The sequence below is a fragment of the Variovorax sp. P5_A3 genome, assembly GCF_056400665.1.
Window position 1 is genome coordinate 42439 of record NZ_JBFUKW010000009.1, and the last position, 17970, is coordinate 60408.

Annotated in this window: 20 protein-coding genes and 1 pseudogene; 6 read left to right on the forward strand and 15 right to left on the reverse strand. The window is 64.4% G+C overall.

What is annotated here, in order from left to right; translation table 11 throughout:
• Position 1: 1 nt before the first annotated feature.
• Genes rpsH through rplN form a run of 5 tightly spaced genes read right to left on the reverse strand, consistent with a single transcriptional unit; the run spans position 2 to position 1982 of the window.
• Positions 2-397 (reverse strand): 30S ribosomal protein S8, encoded by a 396-nt coding sequence (rpsH, locus tag AC1D3B_RS15965; RefSeq protein WP_478191640.1) that lies wholly within the window; start codon positions 395-397, stop codon positions 2-4.
• Between the two features lie 20 nt (positions 398-417).
• Positions 418-723: a 30S ribosomal protein S14 gene (gene rpsN, locus AC1D3B_RS15970; protein WP_038118843.1), complete on the reverse strand. Its 306-nt coding sequence runs from the start codon at positions 721-723 to the stop codon at positions 418-420.
• Positions 724-731: 8 nt separating this feature from the next.
• Entirely contained in the window at positions 732-1271 is a 540-nt protein-coding gene (gene rplE / locus AC1D3B_RS15975; RefSeq protein WP_478191641.1) for a 50S ribosomal protein L5, read from the reverse strand.
• A gap of 11 nt (positions 1272-1282) precedes the next feature.
• Positions 1283-1600, reverse strand: coding sequence for a 50S ribosomal protein L24 (gene rplX / locus AC1D3B_RS15980; RefSeq protein WP_478191642.1), 318 nt, complete (start codon positions 1598-1600; stop codon positions 1283-1285).
• A gap of 13 nt (positions 1601-1613) precedes the next feature.
• The gene (rplN, locus tag AC1D3B_RS15985) at positions 1614-1982 is read right to left on the reverse strand and encodes a 50S ribosomal protein L14 (protein ID WP_435518278.1); all 369 of its coding nucleotides are present in this window, start codon (positions 1980-1982) and stop codon (positions 1614-1616) included.
• A 368-nt stretch (positions 1983-2350) separates the two neighbouring features.
• Here rplN and AC1D3B_RS15990 point away from each other — a divergent pair.
• Both AC1D3B_RS15990 and proC read left to right on the forward strand, forming a co-directional pair.
• Positions 2351-3195, forward strand: a pseudogene (locus AC1D3B_RS15990) (esterase-like activity of phytase family protein).
• A gap of 3 nt (positions 3196-3198) precedes the next feature.
• Positions 3199-4056: a pyrroline-5-carboxylate reductase gene (proC, locus tag AC1D3B_RS15995; RefSeq protein ID WP_478191643.1), complete on the forward strand. Its 858-nt coding sequence runs from the start codon at positions 3199-3201 to the stop codon at positions 4054-4056.
• 18 nt (positions 4057-4074) lie between these two features.
• Here proC and ubiA read toward each other — a convergent pair whose 3' ends face one another.
• From ubiA to AC1D3B_RS16010, 3 genes are all read right to left on the reverse strand, one after another.
• Complete coding sequence (gene ubiA / locus AC1D3B_RS16000) at positions 4075-4914, reverse strand: 4-hydroxybenzoate octaprenyltransferase (protein WP_478191802.1); 840 nt, start codon at positions 4912-4914, stop codon at positions 4075-4077.
• A 67-nt stretch (positions 4915-4981) separates the two neighbouring features.
• Entirely contained in the window at positions 4982-5575 is a 594-nt protein-coding gene (locus tag AC1D3B_RS16005) for a Dps family protein (protein ID WP_478191644.1), read from the reverse strand.
• 135 nt (positions 5576-5710) lie between these two features.
• Positions 5711-6676 carry a LysR substrate-binding domain-containing protein gene (locus AC1D3B_RS16010; protein ID WP_478191645.1) on the reverse strand — a complete coding sequence of 322 codons (966 nt, stop codon included), beginning with the start codon at positions 6674-6676 and terminating at the stop codon, positions 5711-5713.
• Between the two features lie 307 nt (positions 6677-6983).
• Here AC1D3B_RS16010 and AC1D3B_RS16015 point away from each other — a divergent pair, with 307 nt between their 5' ends.
• Positions 6984-7952 (forward strand): M23 family metallopeptidase, encoded by a 969-nt coding sequence (locus AC1D3B_RS16015; RefSeq protein WP_478191803.1) that lies wholly within the window; start codon positions 6984-6986, stop codon positions 7950-7952.
• 30 nt (positions 7953-7982) lie between these two features.
• Here AC1D3B_RS16015 and recG read toward each other — a convergent pair whose 3' ends face one another.
• On the reverse strand, positions 7983-10091 hold the full coding sequence (gene recG, locus AC1D3B_RS16020) for an ATP-dependent DNA helicase RecG (RefSeq protein WP_478191646.1): 2109 nt from the start codon (positions 10089-10091) through the stop codon (positions 7983-7985).
• Positions 10092-10167: 76 nt separating this feature from the next.
• On the opposite strand from recG, the gene queA reads away from it, so the two are divergent.
• Positions 10168-11211, forward strand: coding sequence for a tRNA preQ1(34) S-adenosylmethionine ribosyltransferase-isomerase QueA (gene queA / locus AC1D3B_RS16025; RefSeq protein WP_478191647.1), 1044 nt, complete (start codon positions 10168-10170; stop codon positions 11209-11211).
• Entirely contained in the window at positions 11205-12377 is a 1173-nt protein-coding gene (tgt, locus tag AC1D3B_RS16030) for a tRNA guanosine(34) transglycosylase Tgt (RefSeq protein ID WP_478191648.1), read from the forward strand. Before queA ends, tgt begins: the two co-directional genes overlap by 7 nt.
• A 19-nt stretch (positions 12378-12396) precedes the next feature.
• On the opposite strand, the gene AC1D3B_RS16035 is transcribed toward tgt, so the two are convergent.
• A complete protein-coding gene (locus AC1D3B_RS16035) occupies positions 12397-13329 on the reverse strand; it encodes an aldose 1-epimerase (protein ID WP_478191649.1) in 933 nt (310 codons plus the stop codon).
• 127 nt (positions 13330-13456) lie between these two features.
• On the opposite strand from AC1D3B_RS16035, the gene AC1D3B_RS16040 reads away from it, so the two are divergent.
• Entirely contained in the window at positions 13457-14236 is a 780-nt protein-coding gene (locus AC1D3B_RS16040) for an SDR family NAD(P)-dependent oxidoreductase (RefSeq protein ID WP_478191650.1), read from the forward strand.
• On the opposite strand, the gene AC1D3B_RS16045 is transcribed toward AC1D3B_RS16040, so the two are convergent.
• The 5 genes from AC1D3B_RS16045 to AC1D3B_RS16065 form a co-directional block, all read right to left on the reverse strand.
• Positions 14209-15291, reverse strand: a complete 1083-nt coding sequence (locus AC1D3B_RS16045; RefSeq protein ID WP_478191651.1) for a serine endopeptidase — start codon at positions 15289-15291, stop codon at positions 14209-14211. The genes AC1D3B_RS16040 and AC1D3B_RS16045 overlap by 28 nt on opposite strands.
• 52 nt (positions 15292-15343) lie before the next feature.
• Positions 15344-16228 carry a DUF2145 domain-containing protein gene (locus tag AC1D3B_RS16050; RefSeq protein WP_478191652.1) on the reverse strand — a complete coding sequence of 295 codons (885 nt, stop codon included), beginning with the start codon at positions 16226-16228 and terminating at the stop codon, positions 15344-15346.
• Positions 16225-16680, reverse strand: coding sequence for a hypothetical protein (locus tag AC1D3B_RS16055; RefSeq protein ID WP_478191653.1), 456 nt, complete (start codon positions 16678-16680; stop codon positions 16225-16227). Before AC1D3B_RS16055 ends, AC1D3B_RS16050 begins: the two co-directional genes overlap by 4 nt.
• Positions 16681-16721: 41 nt before the next feature.
• Positions 16722-17207 carry a YiaA/YiaB family inner membrane protein gene (locus tag AC1D3B_RS16060; RefSeq protein ID WP_478191654.1) on the reverse strand — a complete coding sequence of 162 codons (486 nt, stop codon included), beginning with the start codon at positions 17205-17207 and terminating at the stop codon, positions 16722-16724.
• A gap of 103 nt (positions 17208-17310) precedes the next feature.
• Positions 17311-17970: a phosphatase PAP2 family protein gene (locus tag AC1D3B_RS16065; RefSeq protein WP_478191655.1), complete on the reverse strand. Its 660-nt coding sequence runs from the start codon at positions 17968-17970 to the stop codon at positions 17311-17313.

Below are 17970 nucleotides of genomic sequence, written 5' to 3' on the forward strand. Positions count from 1 at the left end.
GTTACGCGACGTAGCACAAGACTTCGCCACCAACACCGGTAGCGCGCGCCTTGCGGTCAGTCATCACGCCCTTTGGGGTCGTGACGATGGCCACGCCTAGGCCGTTCTGAACTTGCGGGATGGCCGCGCTGCCCTTGTAGACACGCAGACCAGGACGGCTCACACGCTCGATGCGCTCGATGACCGGGCGGCCAGCGTAGTACTTCAACGCGATTTCGAGTTCGCTCTTGCCGGCTTCGGTCTTGACCTTGAAGCCGTCGATATAGCCCTCGTCCTTCAGCACCTGTGCGATCGCGATCTTCACCTTGGAAGACGGGACCGACACGGTGGGCTTCGCCACCATCTGCGCGTTGCGGATGCGCGTCAGCAGGTCGGCAATGGGATCACTCATGCTCATGTTGTTTGCTCCTGCCTGGCTTACCAGCTGGCCTTAGTGACACCAGGGATGTCGCCGTTGAAAGCCAGTTCGCGGATCTTGGCGCGGGCCAGACCGAATTGACGGAAGGTGCCACGCGGACGACCGGTGATTTCGCAACGGTTGCGTTGGCGCGTCGGGTTCGCGTTACGCGGGAGCTTCTGCAGGCCCAGGCGGGCAGCTGCGCGCTCTTCGTCGCTCTTCTTGGCGTCGTTGGCGATCGCCTTGAGTTCCGCGTGCTTCGCGGCGTACTTGGCGACCAGGTTGTCGCGCTTAAGTTCGCGCTGGATCAAAGATGCTTTAGCCACAGATCGCCTCAGTTCTTGAACGGGAAACGGAAGCCAGCGAGAAGCGCCTTGGCTTCCTCGTCGGTCTTGGCCGTCGTCGTGATGCTGATATTGAGACCGCGCAGGGCATCGACCTTGTCGTATTCGATCTCAGGGAAAATGATCTGCTCTTTGACGCCGATGTTGTAGTTGCCACGGCCATCGAACGCACGGCCAGAAATCCCACGGAAGTCACGGACACGCGGCAGAGCCACCGTCACGAAGCGATCCAGGAATTCATACATCTGAACGCCACGGAGCGTGACCATGCATCCGATCGGCTGGTTCTCGCGGATCTTGAAACCAGCGATAGCCTTCTTCGACTTCGTGACGACAGGCTTCTGGCCCGCGATCTTGGTCAGATCGGCAACGGCGTTGTCGAGGACCTTCTTGTCGGCGACCGCTTCACCCACGCCCATGTTGAGCGTGATCTTGGTCAGACGCGGAACCTGCATTGGCGTGGTGTAGCCAAACTTCTCGGTCAGATCTTTCGCGATCTTTTCGCGATAGTGTTTTTGGAGACGTGCCATGTGAGTACCCCTTAGGCGGCCTTGATTTCTTCGCCGCTGGACTTGAAGACGCGAACGCGCTTGCCGTCCGTGACCTTGATGCCCACGCGATCGGCCTTGCCGGTCGCAGCATTGAAGATCGCCACGTTGGATTGGTGAATCGGCATGGCCTTCTCGACGATGCCCCCGGTCGTACCCTTGAGTGGATTCGGCTTGGTGTGCTTCTTGACGATATTGATGCCGTCGACAACCAGATGCGAATCATCCTTACGCAGGGACACAGTCCCACGCTTGCCCTTGTCGCGCCCGGCCAACACGATGACCTGGTCGCCTTTGCGAATCTTGTTCATGGCGTTGTTGTCCTTACAGAACTTCGGGGGCCAGCGACACAATCTTCATGAACTTCTCAGTGCGCAGTTCGCGCGTGACCGGTCCAAAGATGCGGGTGCCGATCGGCTCCAGCTTGGCATTGAGCAACACAGCTGCGTTGCCGTCGAACTTGACGAGCGAACCGTCGCTGCGACGGATGCCCTTGGCGGTGCGGACCACCACTGCGCTGTAGATCTCACCCTTCTTGACGCGACCACGGGGAGCGGCCTCCTTGACGCTGACCTTGATGACGTCGCCCACGCTGGCATAACGCCGCTTGGAGCCACCGAGCACCTTGATACACAGGACGGATTTCGCGCCCGTGTTGTCGGCCACATCGAGCCGGGATTCAGTTTGGATCATTTCGTGATATTCCCAACTTGTACTGCTCGTTGCCCGGACACTTCCGAATCAACTCCGCAGTCAGTCTTGGGCCCGTCGTCCACGCACCGACCAGTTCGATGCGCTTCCGCTGGGCAGAAGCTTCGCCTTTTCAAGCGAAGCCTGCGATTGTCACATAGTCCGCAGGCGCCGTCAACAACCCAACTGGCGCATTCTTTGGAAACGTAGACTTCGAGATGTGCACGACCAGCCAACGCCCCTAACCACTCGTCGGCGGATATTGGCCGCCGCTTCGATTTCCTTCTCGGGCGAGTTGGGCGGATGCACAGGTGGCATCACGGCACCACTTCGCTTCTATGGCATGCGCTGCTCAGCTGCCAGCGGGAATGATGTGCCTCGCCCGGTCGGCGTCACAGTTCTCAGCCAACCCGACGGGACGCCATGGCCAGCGCGGCGGCGCGCGCCCCAGGGCACACCGGTTCCCGACCCGGAGGCGATCCGTTTGCGCCGCGCCACCGAGACGGTGCTCTGGGCCAGCGAGGGCGACGTGGCGCGGCTTCGGCCCGGCACTCTACGAGTCGAAGCGCGACGGAACGCTGGTTCGCGAAATCCTCCTTCCAGCCATGTTTCAACCTGATTCCGGACGAAAGCGCGGCGCAAGGGACAACCTCGGTCCGGAGGGACTCGCCCTGACGCCTGACGATCGTCACGCCTGGCTGGCCATGGAAAACGCCCTTGCCCAAGACGGCCCCGTCCCGACGGTGGCCTCGCCAGGCGGTCCTTGCCGATTCACCCAGATCGACCTTGCGACCGGCAGGACCAGCCGGCAGGTCGCCTACGTCCCGGACGCCATCCCCCAACGCCCGCTGCTGCCAGGCCTGCATGCCGACAATGGGGTCAGCGAGGTGCTGGTGATTGACGCCCATCGCATGCTGGTCCTCGAGCGCGCCTACGCCACCGGAATCGGCAACTCGCTGCGGCTCTACGAAATCGATACCCGCACCGCCTCGGACACTCTGGCCGTAGAGGCGCTGAGCTCGGACAATCACACTCCCTCCCCCAAGAAACTGGTCGCCAACTTCGCACGCTGGGTCTGTCCCGCCTGGACAATAGTGAGGGCCTGTGTTGGGGCCCCAATCTGCCGAACGGCAGCCGCCTCCTCGTCGTGGTGAGCGACGACAATTTCAATCCGCTGCAAATCACTCAGTTCGCAGCATTCGAATTCACCGGATAAGCCATGAACATCGCAGTCACTTTCCTGCCCCGACGGGAGCCGACGCCCTTGCCACCCATCGCGTTCATCGGCGGCGGCAACATGGCAAGCGCCATCATCGGGGGCCTCATCAAGCAGGACGTACCTCCGGAGGCCATCGAGGTGGTCGAACCCTTCGCCGAAGCACGCGCCAAGCTTGCCCATGACTTCGGCATCACGGCGCAGGCCGAGGCTGGCGACGCACTTGCACGCTGCGAGGTCGTGGTGTGGGCCGTCAAGCCGCAGAGCTTCGCCGAGGCGGCACGCCCGGTGCGCGGACTGACGCCCGATGCACTCCATTTGTCAGTTGCCGCGGGGATCCCATCCAGCAGCGTCGTCCGCTGGCTTGGGACGGAACAGGTGGTTCGCGCCATGCCCAATACGCCAGCCCTTGTCGGCCAAGGCATGACGGGACTCTTTGCGCGCGAGGCCGTGGACAACACGGGTCGGAAACTGGTTGAACAGGTGCTCGCCCCCACCGGCGACTTGATGTGGGTAGACGAGGAAGGGGCTCTCGACGCCGTCACTGCGATATCGGGCTCCGGTCCGGCCTATGTCTTCTATTTCATCGAGGCGATGACGGAAGCCGCAGTCGAGCTCGGATTGACGCCGGAACAGGCGCACCAGCTGGCAGTGGGCACCTTCACCGGCGCGTCCGCCCTTGCCAGCAGCGCGACCGAGCCGCCGTCGGTTTTGAGGGAACGCGTGACGTCGAAGGGCGGCACCACCCATGCCGCCATCACGGCCATGGAGAGCGCCGATCTCAAGGCGAAATTCAAGGAGGCGATCCGCGCCGCACATCGTCGCGCGGCTGAACTGGGCCAAGAGTTCGGGCGCAACTGAGGAGAAAGGCGGTCGCAGTCAGCGCAGTGCGTATCCGGCCACGACACCCGCGAACACCGTGAAGCCCAGCCAATGGTTGAGACGGAAAGCCTTGAAGCAACCGTCGCGCGTCCGGTCATGAATCAGCCGCCAATGCCATAGCGCCTGCGCCGTCGCGATCCCTATCGCGACGAAGAAGAGCGCACCCAGCGCCTTGCCGGCACCTGCAAAGCCCCAGACGACCAGGAAGACGGCATAACTCGCCATGACGATCGCGACGTCGAGGCGCCCGAAAGTGATTGCCGATGTCTTCATGCCGATCTTGAGGTCGTCGTCGCGATCGACCATCGCGTACTCCGTGTCATAGGCCAGCACCCAGAACAGATTGCCCGCGAGCAGCCACCAGGCCAATTGCGGAACGTGGGCCTGAACGGCCGCAAACGCCATCGGTATGCCGAAGCTGAACGCGATGCCGAGCACTGCCTGCGGAATCGACACGAAGCGCTTGGCAAACGGATAGATCAGCGTCACGGCCAGCGCGGCGAATGACCAAATGACCGTGGCGGAATTGGTCGTGAGCACCAGACTGAATGCAGCCAGCGCCAGCACGGCACCGACGACCAGTGCCTCGGTGACCGAAATCGATCCGCTGGTCACCGGCCTGTTCGCGGTGCGCTTGACGTGGCGGTCGAAATCACGATCGGCCACGTCGTTGACACAACACCCTGCGCTGCGCATGAGAATGGTGCCCAACACGAACACGACGAGCAGATGCCAGCCCGGCCAGCCGTCAGCCGCAAACCAGAGGGCACCCAGCGTAGGCCAAAGCAGAAGCAGCCAACCCGCCGGGCGGTTCCAGCGGATCAGGTCGAGGTACAACGCAAAACGCCCGCGGCGGGGCGCGGGCGCAGACTGGGCCGGCCCCGCGGCGGGGCCGTCTGTGCGATCAGTCTTCAAGCAGCGAACGCAGCATCCAGGCCGTCTGGTCGTGCACCGTGCAACGCGCGGTGAGCATGTCGGCGGTCGGATCGTCTCCCGCCTCTTCGGCCACCGGAATGAACTCGCGCGCGATACGCGAAACCGTCTCGTGTCCCTTGACGAGGATGCGCACCATCTCCATCGCCTTCGGCGGGCTCTGCGGTACATCAGGCACGGTTGCGATCTTGCTGAATTCGGCGTACGAACCTGGCGCGTAGTGGCCCAGCGCCCTGATACGCTCGGCGATGACGTCCGTGGAGCCCCACAACTCCGTGTACTGGGTCATGAACATCGCATGCAGCGAATTGAAATGCGGACCCGTCACGTTCCAGTGGAAGTTGTGCGTGGTCAGGTAAAGCGTGTAGGTGTCTGCCAGCACGCGGCTCAGCCCTTCGGCGATGGCTGCGCGATCCTGGCGGTCGATGCCGATGTTGATCATCGGTGCATTGCGGCTGCCAGACTCCTCCGCGACCATGACGCCGCCCTTCTTGGGAACCTTGCCGGCAGACGCCGACGGCGCAGCGGTGGCGGGGGACTTCGGTTTCTTCACGACTTTGGCCATGGTGATGGGCTCTTTCTTCAAGTTGACTGACGGCATGGAAGCAGGGAAGCCGAAAGCGGACTTCACAACAGCCGCACTCTATCGCAGCTAGGTCGCGCGACACGTCGAGGACTCGTAGGTCGATGGCGCAAATTGCTAGGAGAGGCGCTTGACGCCCGGCAGCTCGCAAGCGTAGATCGCATTGCGCAGCGCGGCGATCGCCTCGTAGCGTGTGAAGCTGCGGCGCCATGCCAGCACCACGCGGCGTGTCGGCGGCTCACCCCCCTGTATGTCGCGGACGGGGAGATAGCGCACGATTTGCTCGGGCTCCTTGCGGCCCCTGGTCTTCGGCTTGAGCGCATCGCCAGGCACCGAAAGACGCGGGACCAGCGTCACCCCCATGCCCGACGCAACCATGTGCTTGATGGTCTCGAGCGACGAACCTTCGAAGCTCTTGCGGATGCCTTCGGCGTTGCTCGAAAACCGGGCGAACTCGGGGCAGACCTCCAACACGTGATCTCGAAAACAGTGACCGGTGCCCAGCAGCAGCATGGTCTCCTTCTTGAGTTCGTCGGAGGTCACGGATTCGCGGCCCGCCAATGCATGATGGGCCGGCAAGGCTGCCATGAAAGGCTCGTCGTAGAGGGGGGCCACGGCCAGGCCGGTGTCGGGAAAGGGCTCCGCCATGATTGCGCAGTCGATCTCGCCGGCGCGCAGCATTTCGAGCAGTTTAGCCGTGAAGTTCTCCTGAAGCACCAGCGGCATCTGCGGCGTGCGGGCGATGTTCTGCCGGACCAGGTCGGGCAGAAGGTAAGGGCCGATGGTGTAGATCACGCCCAGATTGAGCGGACCGGACAAAGGATCCTTCCCGCGCTTCGCAATTTCCTTGATGCTGGCTGCCTGGTCGAGCACGCTTTGCGCCTGCTGCACGATCTGCTCGCCCAGCGGCGTCACCGTGACTTCGCCTGCACTCCGCTCGAAGAGCTTGACCTCGAGTTCGTCTTCCAGCTTCTTGATCGCCACCGACAGCGTGGGCTGCGAGACATAGCAGGCCTCGGCAGCCTTGCCGAAATGCCGCTCCCGGGCGACTGCGACGATGTATTTGAGTTCCGTGAGCGTCATAGTTTTCGTCAATTATGCGCAGGTGGCCGCGCGCTGCGTCACAGATCTGAACCGGACCATAAGCGCTGAAGTTTCCATGTTTCGCGCGATGCGCGCCGCCCAGCCATCCAAGAAACGTCTGTACGTTTCGGACTTTTCGCATGGGCCAAGCAGAAGGCGCTAGGGACAATCAAGGCCTCCAGCGACTGCTGCGCCTCCGCTCATGGAGGCCGCCGAGATCCGGGGCTCCCGCGCGCATGACGACCTATGTGGTCAAGCCGTTCATGACGGCGAGATGGCGCGCTGATTTGAAACCGTTTACTTGCGAATGCGCCACTTACTCATGCTTAACTTAGATCGTCATCTCCGCAGTGGATCCATCCAGTTCACAACGCGCCGCACGGCGTTGGGAATCGCCGCAGCCGCGGCGTTCGGTGCATCGACTATCGCACTCGCCGGAGGCCTCGCGATCGGCGGTCGCATGGCTGAGCGCGGCACGGAAGCAAAGCAAGGTACCAATGAAGTCCAGCGCGCGCATGTCGCCGACGAACTGACCAAGCTGAACGCATCGGTCGCGCAGATGGAGCCGCGCATCGCCAGCCTCTCATCTCATGTTGGCGAGTTGCGCAGTTTCCACGCTCGTCTCAAGACGTCGAAGGTATCGCAGCGCGCTTTGAAGAGGAACGCGAAGGATCGCAAATTGCACGACGGTATGGGCGGCCCCGAGTTGCCGCCGCGCCCTTGTGCGGGACCGGCGAATGAACGCTCCGCCAGAGGAGCCGAAGCCGAGAAAGTCGAAGGTACGCGTCTCCAGGTCGCCTGCCTTGCCGAGACGCTGGAGCAACTCGAGGAGGAGGCCAAGATGCACACGGCTGCCTTTTCCTCGCTTCCCGGACGGCTGCCCGTCGACGGCGCCCGCTTTCGATCGCGCTTCGGCAACCGTGCCGACCCCTTCAATCGACGTCTGCACTTTCATTCCGGCATCGATCTCGCAGCTCGAACCGGCACACCCATCCGCGCGACGGCCGGAGGCCGCGTCATTTTCTCTGGCCAGAAGGCCGGCTACGGCAAAGTGATCGAGATCGACCACGGCAACCAGATCGTCACGCGGTACGGACACGCGTCGCGCCTGATCGCCAAGAAGGGCGACCTCGTGCAGCCACGCCAGCACATCGCCGATGTCGGCTCAACCGGCCGCTCCACAGGTCCGCATCTCCATTTCGAGGTGCTGGAAGACGGAGTAGCCACCGATCCGACCGCCTACCTGAGCCTGTTCGAAGGAAGCTCCTTCGGCTGATTCAGGCAATCCGGTCATGAACCGGCCCGCTCAGGCCTTCAGATATTCGGCTTTGCTGCCGAGCCACCGGTCGACATGCTTTTCGGCCAGTACCGGATGCTGATCCAGCATGCGAGGGGCCAACTCCCGGGCCCAATCCAGCAGCATCACGTCAGTACTCAGATCTGCGAAGCGAAGCAAGGGCGCCCCCGATTGGCGGGCCCCGAGAAACTCGCCTGGTCCGCGAATCTCGAGATCGCGACGCGCGATCTCAAAACCATCACCCGTCTCGGCCATGGCCTTCAGGCGCGCGCGCGCGGCCTCGCCGACCCGACCGCCTTCGTTCGGTGCATACAGGAGCACGCAGGCCGAGGCCGCCGCCCCCCGTCCGACGCGGCCGCGCAACTGATGCAATTGGGAGAGGCCGAATCGCTCGGCATGCTCGATGACCATCAGCGAGGCATTCGGAACGTCGACGCCAACCTCGATCACGGTAGTGCTCACCAGCACCTGAATCTGGTTGGCAGTGAATCCCTCCATCACCGTCTGCTTGTCCCCTGTGGGCATGCGCGAATGCAGGAGCCCGACGCTGACCTTTTCGCCCAGCGCTTCGGCCAGTTCATCACGCGTCGCGGTGGCATTGCGCAGATCCACGGCTTCGCTCTCTTCGATCAGCGGACACACCCAGTAGACCTGCCGCCCCTGCTCCACCTGGAAGCGGATCCGGTCGACGACTTCATCGCGCCGGTGCTCCGCCACCAGTTTGGTAACGATCGGCGTGCGCCCCGGCGGAAGCTCATCGAGCGTCGAGACATCCAGGTCGGCGTAGTAGCTCATCGCCAGCGTGCGCGGTATCGGCGTTGCGCTCATCATCAGCAGGTGAGGTTCGAGTTCTCCCCCGGCCTTGCCGCGCAATGCCAGCCGCTGCGCCACGCCAAACCGATGCTGCTCGTCGATGATCGCCAGCGCGAGGTTCCTGAAGCGCACCTTCTCCGAGATGACGGCATGCGTCCCGATCACGAGCGCTGCCTCGCCGCTCTGGACTGCGGCCGACATCGCGTCCCGCTCCTTCTTTTTCTGACTGCCCGTGAGCCACGCGACGCGCAGACCACGCTCGGCCAGTAGCGGATCGAGCCAACCGACCAGCTTGCCGAAATGCTGGGCCGCGAGGATTTCCGTCGGGGCCATCAGCGCACACTGAAATCCCGCATCGATGCAACGCGCGGCCGCAAGTGCCGCCACCACGGTCTTGCCCGACCCGACGTCTCCCTGCAGCAAGCGATGCATTGGAATGTCACGTGCAAGGTCACGGGTGATCTCGACGCCAACCCGTTGCTGGGCGCCAGTCAACGCGAACGGCAGGACAGCCAGAAGCTCCGCATGCAGCGGGCCCCCGGAAGCAGTCGTGTCGAGCGCCGGTGCTCTTTGCGCGGCGCGCGCGCGGCGAGCCTGCAATTGCGACAGTTGCTGTGCCAAGAGTTCATCGGCCTTGAGCCGCTGCCATGCAGGGTGACTGTGGTCTTCCAGCGTGGCCAGCGCGACATCGGGCGCAGGGTAATGAAGAAACGAGAGCGCACGCCGCAAGTCCCATGCTCCGCGCGGTGCCGCGCCTGTGGGCAGGGTTTCGTCGAGAACGGCCCGCGCGAGCCCCGAACGCACCTCGCGCCGCAAGACAGGCTGGGCAAGGCCCGCAATCGTCGAATAGACCGGTGTCAGCGCTTCCGGCAGGTCGGTGCCGGCAGCCTTCACTGTGGGATGCATCATCTGCCGGCCCAGGAAGCCGCCTCGAACCTCGCCACGCACTCTCACGCGCGCTCCGACCGCCAGCTGCTTCTGCTGCGACGGGTAGAAGTTGAAGAAGCGCAACTGGCAGGTATCGCTGCCGTCGTCCACCGTCACGATCAATTGCCGCCTGGGACGAAACACAACTTCGCTATCGGTCACGACCGCCTCGATCTGCGCCATCTCGCCGTCGCGCACCTGGTCCAGCCGCACGATGCGCGTTTCATCTTCGTAGCGCATTGGCAGGTAGAGCGCGAAATCGATATCCCGAACCAGCCCGAGCTTGCGCAACGCACGCTGCACCACACTCGGCCCTGTGCCAGGCGGCGGTGCGGGCAAGGGCTTTTGCGGTGGCGGGGACTTGGCGGCGGCGGGCATGGGACAATTCTGCCCGCCTCTTCACACCTGCTCCCTCACGCCTCCTTGGCACGGGCCCGTCCGGCCCTCAAGCACCATGCGCGCCTTCACGCTTTCCGATTTCGATTTCGACCTGCCGCCTGAACTGGTGGCCCAGCATCCCGCCGCCGAACGCAGCGCTTCGCGACTCCTGGATGGCTCCGTCGACCCGGCGGTCGACCGGATCTTCAGGGAACTGCCCTCCTTGCTTCGCCCCGGCGACCTCCTCGTATTCAACGACACACGCGTCGTCAAGGCACGCCTTTTCGGCGAAAAGCCCACAGGCGGCAAGCTCGAATTGCTGGTGGAGCGCGTGCTGCAAGGCGACGAAGTCGTCGCGCACATGAAGGTCAGCAAGAAGCCGCAAGTGGGGACCACGCTCGCGATGATAGGCGGATTCAGCGCAACCCTGCTCGGCCGATGGCCCGAGGAAGACGGCGCCCTCTTTCGCTTTCGCTTCGAAAGCCCGTCGAGCGAAGACCCGTACGCGCTGATGGCGCGCTGCGGGCATGTGCCGCTGCCGCCCTACATCACACATGCGGATTCATCGGACGACGAGAGCCGTTATCAGACGGTGTTCGCCCGTGTGCCGGGTGCGGTCGCCGCACCGACAGCGGCCTTGCACTTCGACGATGCGCTCCTCGGCGAACTCGAAATGCGTGGCGTGCAGCGCGCCAGCGTCACGCTGCACGTCGGCGCCGGCACCTTCCAGCCCGTCAAGACCGAGAACATTGCCGAGCACACGATGCACGCCGAACGCTACGAGGTGCCGGAGCCCACCCGGTGCGCCATCGCAGAGGCGAAAGCCCGCGGCGGCCGCATCGTCGCCGTCGGGACTACCACCGTTCGCACGCTCGAATCGTGGGCGAAGAGCGGCGAAGCGACCGGCGACACGCGCATCTTCATCACGCCAGGCTTCGTTTTCGAGCATGTGGACCTGCTCATCACCAACTTCCATCTCCCCAAGAGCACGCTCATGATGCTGGTGAGCGCCTTCGCCGGCTATGAACGCGTGATGGCGCTCTATGCCCATGCGATCCGCGAACGCTACCGCTTCTTCAGCTACGGCGACGCCATGCTTCTGGAACGAACAACATGCTGAACTTCGAACTCCTCGCCACCGATCCCGAAAGCCACGCACGTCGCGGCACGCTCACGCTCAACCACGGCGTGGTGCAGACCCCGATCTTCATGCCTGTAGGCACCTACGGTACGGTCAAGGGCGTGATGCCGCGCAGCCTCGATGAGATGGGCGCACAGATCATCCTCGGCAACACCTTCCACTTGTGGATGCGCCCGGGCCTCGACGTCATGGCGAGCTTCGGCGGCCTGCACCAGTTCGAGAAGTGGGACAAGCCCATCCTCACCGATTCGGGCGGCTTCCAGGTCTGGTCGCTGGGCGCGATGCGGAAGATCAGCGAGGAAGGCGTGAAGTTCGCATCGCCGGTCAATGGCGACAAGCTGTTTCTCACACCCGAGGTCTCGATGCAGATCCAGACCATCCTCAACAGCGACATCGTCATGCAGTTCGACGAATGCACGCCCTACGACACACAGGGGCACGTGACGACCGAGGCCGAAGCACGCAAGTCGATGGAACTCAGCCTGCGCTGGGCTCGCCGCTGCCAGGCGGAATTCGCACGGCTCGAGAACCCCAACGCCCTCTTCGGCATCGTGCAGGGCGGCATGTACGAGAACCTCCGCGAGGAATCTCTCGCCCAACTGGTCGAGATGGACTTCCCCGGCTATGCCATCGGCGGCGTGAGCGTGGGCGAGCCCAAGGACGAGATGCTCCGCATCATGGCGCATACGCCGCACAAGCTGCCGGCGCACAAGCCGCGCTACCTCATGGGCGTCGGCACACCGGAAGATCTGGTCGAAGGCGTCGCACAAGGCGTCGACATGTTCGACTGCGTGATGCCGACCCGCAATGCGCGAAACGGCACCCTCTTCTCACGCTATGGCGATCTCAAGATGCGCAACGCGCGCCACAAGAACGACCCCAAACCGATCGATCCGAGTTGCACCTGCCACGCCTGCGCGGGCGCTTCGGGCATGCCTTGGAACGAAGGGGGCCGCGACGGCTTCAGCCGCGCCTATCTCCACCACCTCGATCGTTGCGGCGAAATGCTGGGCCCGATGCTCACCACGATCCACAACCTGCACTACTACCTGAACCTGATGCGCGAGATGCGCGAAGCGCTCGAGGCCGGACGGTTCACGGAGTTTCGCGCCAGCTTCAAGGCGGACCGCGCGCGCGGCGTCTGAATTTGCCGCGACTCGGCGCCTAGGCCGACCGAAGCGTCCAGCACCCCGTCAGTGTTTCGCCCGGCGCGAGAACTGCGCCGCCCACTTCATCCGGCCCGTGGCGGTTCGACAGATTGATCGCGTCCGTGCACTGGCTCACCGGCTCGGCACAGAAATGATCCGCACCGCGCGGGCTGTAGAGGACGAAGAAGTCGAGTGGCGATTCGGCCGCCATCACCAGCGCACGCGATGACCCCGGCCACTCGATGCGCGCCTCGTGCTGCCAGCCGGTGAAATTGTTGTCCAGGTCGAGATCGGCCAGCCGAACACCTGCCCGCAATTGCGCCACTTCCGGTGTCGCTTCGAGCGCGAGCGGCATCACCTCGGGATCGCCGCGCCACATGGCGGCAGTCGCAGTCTGCAGACGCGTGCCCTCGCGATGCGGGAAATAGGGGTGATGGCCGATACCGGCGGGCATCGGCGCTGTGTCGCGATTGGTCAGTGTCACGATGCAGCGAAGCCCGCCCGGATCGAGTTCGAACAATTGCGAAGCGTCGAATCGCCAAGGCCATTGCGCGTCGGCGTCCACCGACAACACGAGCCTCGCCCGCGCGGCCGAAGCTTCCGCCACCTGCCATGGACGCATCCATCCTATGCCATGCAGCGCATGCTTGCCGGAAGGCGACGCCGGATGGTCGGGCGCGAGCGCGATGTCTCGGCCGCCGAAACGCGCGCGGCCATCACGAATGCGGTTGCACCACGGCAGCAACGGGAAGCTCGCCATCGCAAACAGGTCACGTCGGCCCAGGCCATCGGCTGTCGCGGGCCGCAGCCAGTCGAAACGCTGATCGGCCTGCTCGTCGTAGAACGCCGCCATGGCGCCCCCGATCTCCGGCGCAAGGAGCAGCCGCAGCGAACCGGCCGCGAGCTGAATAAGGCCCATGGAGTCTGAGGCAGGCTTTGTCTCGTTCATGCATTGCGCCCGGTTCGTTTCGCTCGCGGCATTCTCGTTCACACGGGTGGCAGGCGTCACCGTTGGGGGCCAAAATCGCGGCGACCGCGCAGCTGCCGGCCAGCCTCATCCCCGTACGGATCCAGACATGACCGAATCGACCTCCCCTGCCCCATCGGCCCGATACCCATCGCTCGCCGGTCGTACCGTCTTCATCTCCGGAGGCGCGACCGGTATCGGCGAAGCGCTGGTGCGCGCCTTCCACGCGCAAGGCGCTCACGTCGGCTTCTGCGATCTTGATGTCAAGGCCGGCCAGGCGCTGGCGACCCAACTGGGCACCGAGAACGAAGTGCTGTTCAGCGAATGCGACGTGACCAACGTCGAGGCGCTGCGCGCGACGATCGCCGCGGTGCGCGCGCGTTTCGGCCCGATCCAGGTGCTGCTCAACAACGCAGCCAACGACCGCCGCCACGAGATGGCCGATGTCAACAGCGAGGATTTCGACCGGTTGATGGCGGTCAACTTCAAGCACCAGTTCTTCGCCGCACAGGCAGTGGCCGATGACATGCGCTCGCTCGGCGGCGGCTCGATCATCAACTTCGGCTCGGTGAGCTGGATGATCAAGGGTGCCGGCTACCCGGTCTACCAGGCGTGCAAGTCGGCCATCCAGGGACTCACCCGCTCGCTGGCGCGCGATCTCGGCAAGCAGAACATCCGCGTCAACACAATCGTGCCAGGCTGGGTGATGACCGAGCGCCAATTGCGTCTCTGGGTCAAGCCCGAGTCGGGTGCCGAGATCGACGCCGCGCAGTGCCTTCCCGGCCGGGTGATGGCGGAGGACATCGCCAGCATGGCCCTCTTCCTCGCCGCAGACGACTCGAAGATGTGTACCGCGCAGAACTACGTCGTCGACGCCGGCTGGACCTGAGGCGAAAAATTCGGCGGCGACGAGACGGCGCCGGTCCCGCAGGCGTGGCAGAACTTGGCGAACGCGCTCTTGCGTGCCTTGCACACGCGGCAGTGGTCGAAAAGGCCGATGCCGCAATGCGGGCAGAAGTCGATTTCCGTGTTCTTCAGGTCCACCGGCCGCTCGCATCCCGGGCACACGCTCTTCGCAAGCCGCGCCAGCGCCGTGTCGTAGCTCAGTTCGTTGCGGCGCACCGTGTCCGGCTGCGCCTCGGCGAGCTTCTGGCGGGCAAGATAGCGATTGAGCGCGATGATCGCGTAGCGCCCCACCAGCACGGTCACGACGATGCCGACGACGTAGCGCACATACCCGCCGTAGCTCGGCAGGTAAGGCACCAGTTCGACGAAGAAGGCGAACAGCGCGAAATAGATGAAGCCCCACACGAAGGGCCACCATGTGCTCTGGCGCTTCCTGACGAACAGCCAGCCGGCGATCACCAGCAGGGGCAACGTCAGGGCGAGCCGGTAGCCGAACACCCGCAGTTCGACGCGGCGGTTCTCCGCATCCAGCCTGATGCGCGCATCCTCCTCCAGCACCGCCAGTTGCTGCTGCGCACTCTGGCCGGCCTGACGCGCGTCCAGCGCAACCTGCCGCTGCGCGCCCACCGCACGCTGCGCTTCGTCCTCCTTCAGCTTCAGCGCGTCGAGCGCCTTGGTGCGGGTGACGAGTTCGGTGTCCTGATCGGGCTGGGCCGTGGCGTGACGCGTCGCGATCCAGTTCGTGAAGGTCTCTCGCGCCGCGCGGCTCGCCTGCTGGGCGGCGAGGAGCTTGAGGTCGGCCTGCTCGCGTTCGCGCGCCGCCTGCTGCTCGGTGCGCTCGGCTTCGCGGATCGTGTTTCGAAGCGGCTCGGCGGCAGCGCGGTCGATGAAGTCGTCGACCTCGAGCCTGTGCTCGACGCGCGGCAGGTCGCCGACGATCGTGCTGCCGAGTCCGATCAGGAAGCTCGCGAATATCACCGCCACCACCCAAAGGCCGCGGCGAAACCATTTTTCGGACAGGCGCAGGGACTTGCTCATCGCATTCCTTTTTCGTGTTGCAGGAGCTGCTCGTGAATGGCGCGATTCTGGTCTACAGCTTGAGAACCACCGGCGCAGCGCCGAGCCCTGCGCGCGGCAGCCATGCAAAGACCGAGTCCACCGTCACCGTCTCGATGCGGTCGGAGAATCGCTTCTCGCTCGGATGGTCGTCGAAAGCCACGTTGGCCGAGCCGACGCGCCCGCCGAGCCGCGTGAGCGGTCCGAGCCTGAGCGTCGTCGGCTCATAGCCCTTGAACTGCAGCCAAGCCTGGGCCTGGTCGCGGGTCCGGATGGTCGTCGGCTCCATGGCGCCGGCCAACGTCTCGACGGCCCATTGGTTCGATTGCTGGTACTTGTGGCCCCAGGCGTAGCTCACGATGCTGTAGGGCGCCGTGTGAAGCCGGATGATTCGTTCGGGCGGTTCGTTGAGCGCTGCCAGCAACTGCGTCTGCACGGCGGGTGTCGGCACGACCCAGGCGGCTTCGTAGCGCCAGAGATCGTCGAGGAAGAAATCGCCCAGCCCCTGGCGGTACACCGTCGCGACCGCCGTCCCGCACTGATTGAGCTTGTGGACAACACGCCAACTGCCGGCATCGGTCTTGTAGGCCAGGCCGAGATGCGAGTAGCGCAAGCCGTACTTGCCCAGGTCCTGCCCTGCGCGCGCCAGAAACACGACACGCGCACCGCTTGCGTCGAGTTCGCTGGCCGTGCGTTCGGCAAGCCGCATGCCCTTGATGACCGCAGCGGCATCCGGCTTCGACTTTTCGCATGACCGTCCGGCGTGCGCATTCAAAGGGAACAGAAAAACGCCCGCCAGCGCCACGGCCGCCGCTGTCAGGGCCAGCTGGACTGCCGCCTTCAGCAGCCGGCGCGACCAGGAGACGCGAGCCTCGTATTCGCGCTCGTATGAGCCGAAGTTGGTGGGGGTGCGCTTCATGACAGCTTCTCGTTGTAGAGGAGCGCGCGACCGATGGCGTTGGGCACGAAGGCCAGCACCTCGCCGGCCGCGGACAGGACGACGCCACTGCCGATCACGCTGACCGTCACCGTCGAGCCGACGACCACCGACGCGCCGTTCGCCGCCCGGCCCAACACCTTCACGCTGGCCCTGGCGCCGTCGGATGCTCGTTCGACCAAGAAGACCGTCCCGTCGACCGATGCCTCGACGGCAACCACAGTCAGCACGGCGCCGCCGACCGACAGGGCCGCCGGTACCGCCACCACCGCGCTTGCGGCCGCGCCGGTGACAGAAGCCGCCCCGACGACGGAAGCCACCGGCAGCATCGACAAGGCCGAGACTTCGCTCTGTGCGAAGGCCTGCGCAGGCACGAGCATGTTCGCCACGGCGGCGCAGAGAGCGAGAAGAACTGTACACAGATACTGCTTCATGATGGGCACTCCTTTGGAGAGCTTGAGAACGGGTTGATCGGTCATTCGCCGGCGCCCAGTTCGGCGCGGGCTTCGCGACGCCCTCGCAGGCGCGCTTCGGCAAGATCGGCTTCGTGGCGGTCGCGCAGCGACTTGGCAAGCGTGAAAGCCGAGCTGATCAGGAACAGCCAGCTGACGCCGAGGAAGGCCTTGTAGGTCTCGCTGATGTCCATCCGCAGCAAGCCCCAGCCGGTCAGCCCCATGGCTGTGAAGAAGCCGCCCCAGACGACCAGTTTCCACATCGGCGTGTCACCGGCGCCCAGGGCGGCACCGGGCTGGTTGTCGCGCACGAACTTCGCCAGCACGAAGGCGGCCGAGAGACAGAACACATAGCCCATCACCATGAAGGCGCGATCCAGGGCCTGTCCCGGCAGCCAGGTGAGGCCGGTGGCGCAGAGAAACACGGCAAGCCCGAACGAGATCCACACCTGCATTTGCCAGGCGCGCGTGTCGCGCTGAATGGAGACGGTCGAAGAGGAGGGATGCATGAAAGCCTCGCGGCGAAGTGAAAGTGCGCGGATGATGTTTCGCACTTGCACCGCAAAGCGTGAACTAATGCACCGGTGGCGGCTTCCTGCGCCGCCGGTATCTTTATTCGATACCGGGTGGCTTCTGACGGCGTGCGAGGAGGTCGGCGCGCGTGTAAGGCTGCTCGATGGCCGCGAGGCGCATGGCGATCACTTCGAGCGCGCCTTGCGTCGGCGCCGGATTGCCGGGCCGAAGAAAAAGGATCGGCGTGGCGAGGCTGAGCAGTACCAACGCCCAACTCACACGGGGATGGGGTAGCCGGTGCTGCTGCCAGAGGAAGATCCCGCTGATAGTCACCCCCAGGACGAAGCCGGCCGCGACTTCCGACTTGGAATGCGCGTAGATCGCCAGCCGCGACAGCCCGATCAGCACGGCGAACAGCAAGCCGAAGGACCCGGCGGCAACGCGCGCACGGTGGTCCCAACGCGAAGCCGCCAGCCAGCATGCGACGGGCCAGACGCAGGCCGAAAGCGCCGTGTGTCCGCTGAAGCCGGTGAAGTTGAGCACGGGACTTCCGATACCCCAGCCGAGGAATGCGATCTTGGTCGCTGCGATCAGGCTGGCGCCGAAGCCGAACAGGATGACCCACAGCGCCGCAGATGGCCGGGTGCTGCTGCGAATGCCGAGCCACACCGCGATCCACAGCGCGGCGGGCAGCAGGAAGCCGCTGTCACCGAACCAGGTGACCGAGTACCAGAAGGCCTCGGAGAAGGGCAAATGCAT

Coding starts and splice junctions, on each gene's coding strand:
- rpsH (WP_478191640.1), bottom strand. CDS start 397: ATGAGCATGAGTGATCCCATTGCCGACCTGCTGACGCGCATCCGCAAC.
- rplE (WP_478191641.1), bottom strand. CDS start 1,271: ATGGCACGTCTCCAAAAACACTATCGCGAAAAGATCGCGAAAGATCTG.
- rplX (WP_478191642.1), bottom strand. CDS start 1,600: ATGAACAAGATTCGCAAAGGCGACCAGGTCATCGTGTTGGCCGGGCGC.
- rplN (WP_435518278.1), bottom strand. CDS start 1,982: ATGATCCAAACTGAATCCCGGCTCGATGTGGCCGACAACACGGGCGCG.
- proC (WP_478191643.1), top strand. CDS start 3,199: ATGAACATCGCAGTCACTTTCCTGCCCCGACGGGAGCCGACGCCCTTG.
- AC1D3B_RS16005 (WP_478191644.1), bottom strand. CDS start 5,575: ATGGCCAAAGTCGTGAAGAAACCGAAGTCCCCCGCCACCGCTGCGCCG.
- AC1D3B_RS16010 (WP_478191645.1), bottom strand. CDS start 6,676: ATGACGCTCACGGAACTCAAATACATCGTCGCAGTCGCCCGGGAGCGG.
- AC1D3B_RS16015 (WP_478191803.1), top strand. CDS start 6,984: ATGCGCCACTTACTCATGCTTAACTTAGATCGTCATCTCCGCAGTGGA.
- recG (WP_478191646.1), bottom strand. CDS start 10,091: ATGCCCGCCGCCGCCAAGTCCCCGCCACCGCAAAAGCCCTTGCCCGCA.
- queA (WP_478191647.1), top strand. CDS start 10,168: ATGCGCGCCTTCACGCTTTCCGATTTCGATTTCGACCTGCCGCCTGAA.
- tgt (WP_478191648.1), top strand. CDS start 11,205: ATGCTGAACTTCGAACTCCTCGCCACCGATCCCGAAAGCCACGCACGT.
- AC1D3B_RS16035 (WP_478191649.1), bottom strand. CDS start 13,329: ATGAACGAGACAAAGCCTGCCTCAGACTCCATGGGCCTTATTCAGCTC.
- AC1D3B_RS16040 (WP_478191650.1), top strand. CDS start 13,457: ATGACCGAATCGACCTCCCCTGCCCCATCGGCCCGATACCCATCGCTC.
- AC1D3B_RS16045 (WP_478191651.1), bottom strand. CDS start 15,291: ATGAGCAAGTCCCTGCGCCTGTCCGAAAAATGGTTTCGCCGCGGCCTT.
- AC1D3B_RS16050 (WP_478191652.1), bottom strand. CDS start 16,228: ATGAAGCGCACCCCCACCAACTTCGGCTCATACGAGCGCGAATACGAG.
- AC1D3B_RS16055 (WP_478191653.1), bottom strand. CDS start 16,680: ATGAAGCAGTATCTGTGTACAGTTCTTCTCGCTCTCTGCGCCGCCGTG.
- AC1D3B_RS16060 (WP_478191654.1), bottom strand. CDS start 17,207: ATGCATCCCTCCTCTTCGACCGTCTCCATTCAGCGCGACACGCGCGCC.
- AC1D3B_RS16065 (WP_478191655.1), bottom strand. CDS start 17,970: ATGCATTTGCCCTTCTCCGAGGCCTTCTGGTACTCGGTCACCTGGTTC.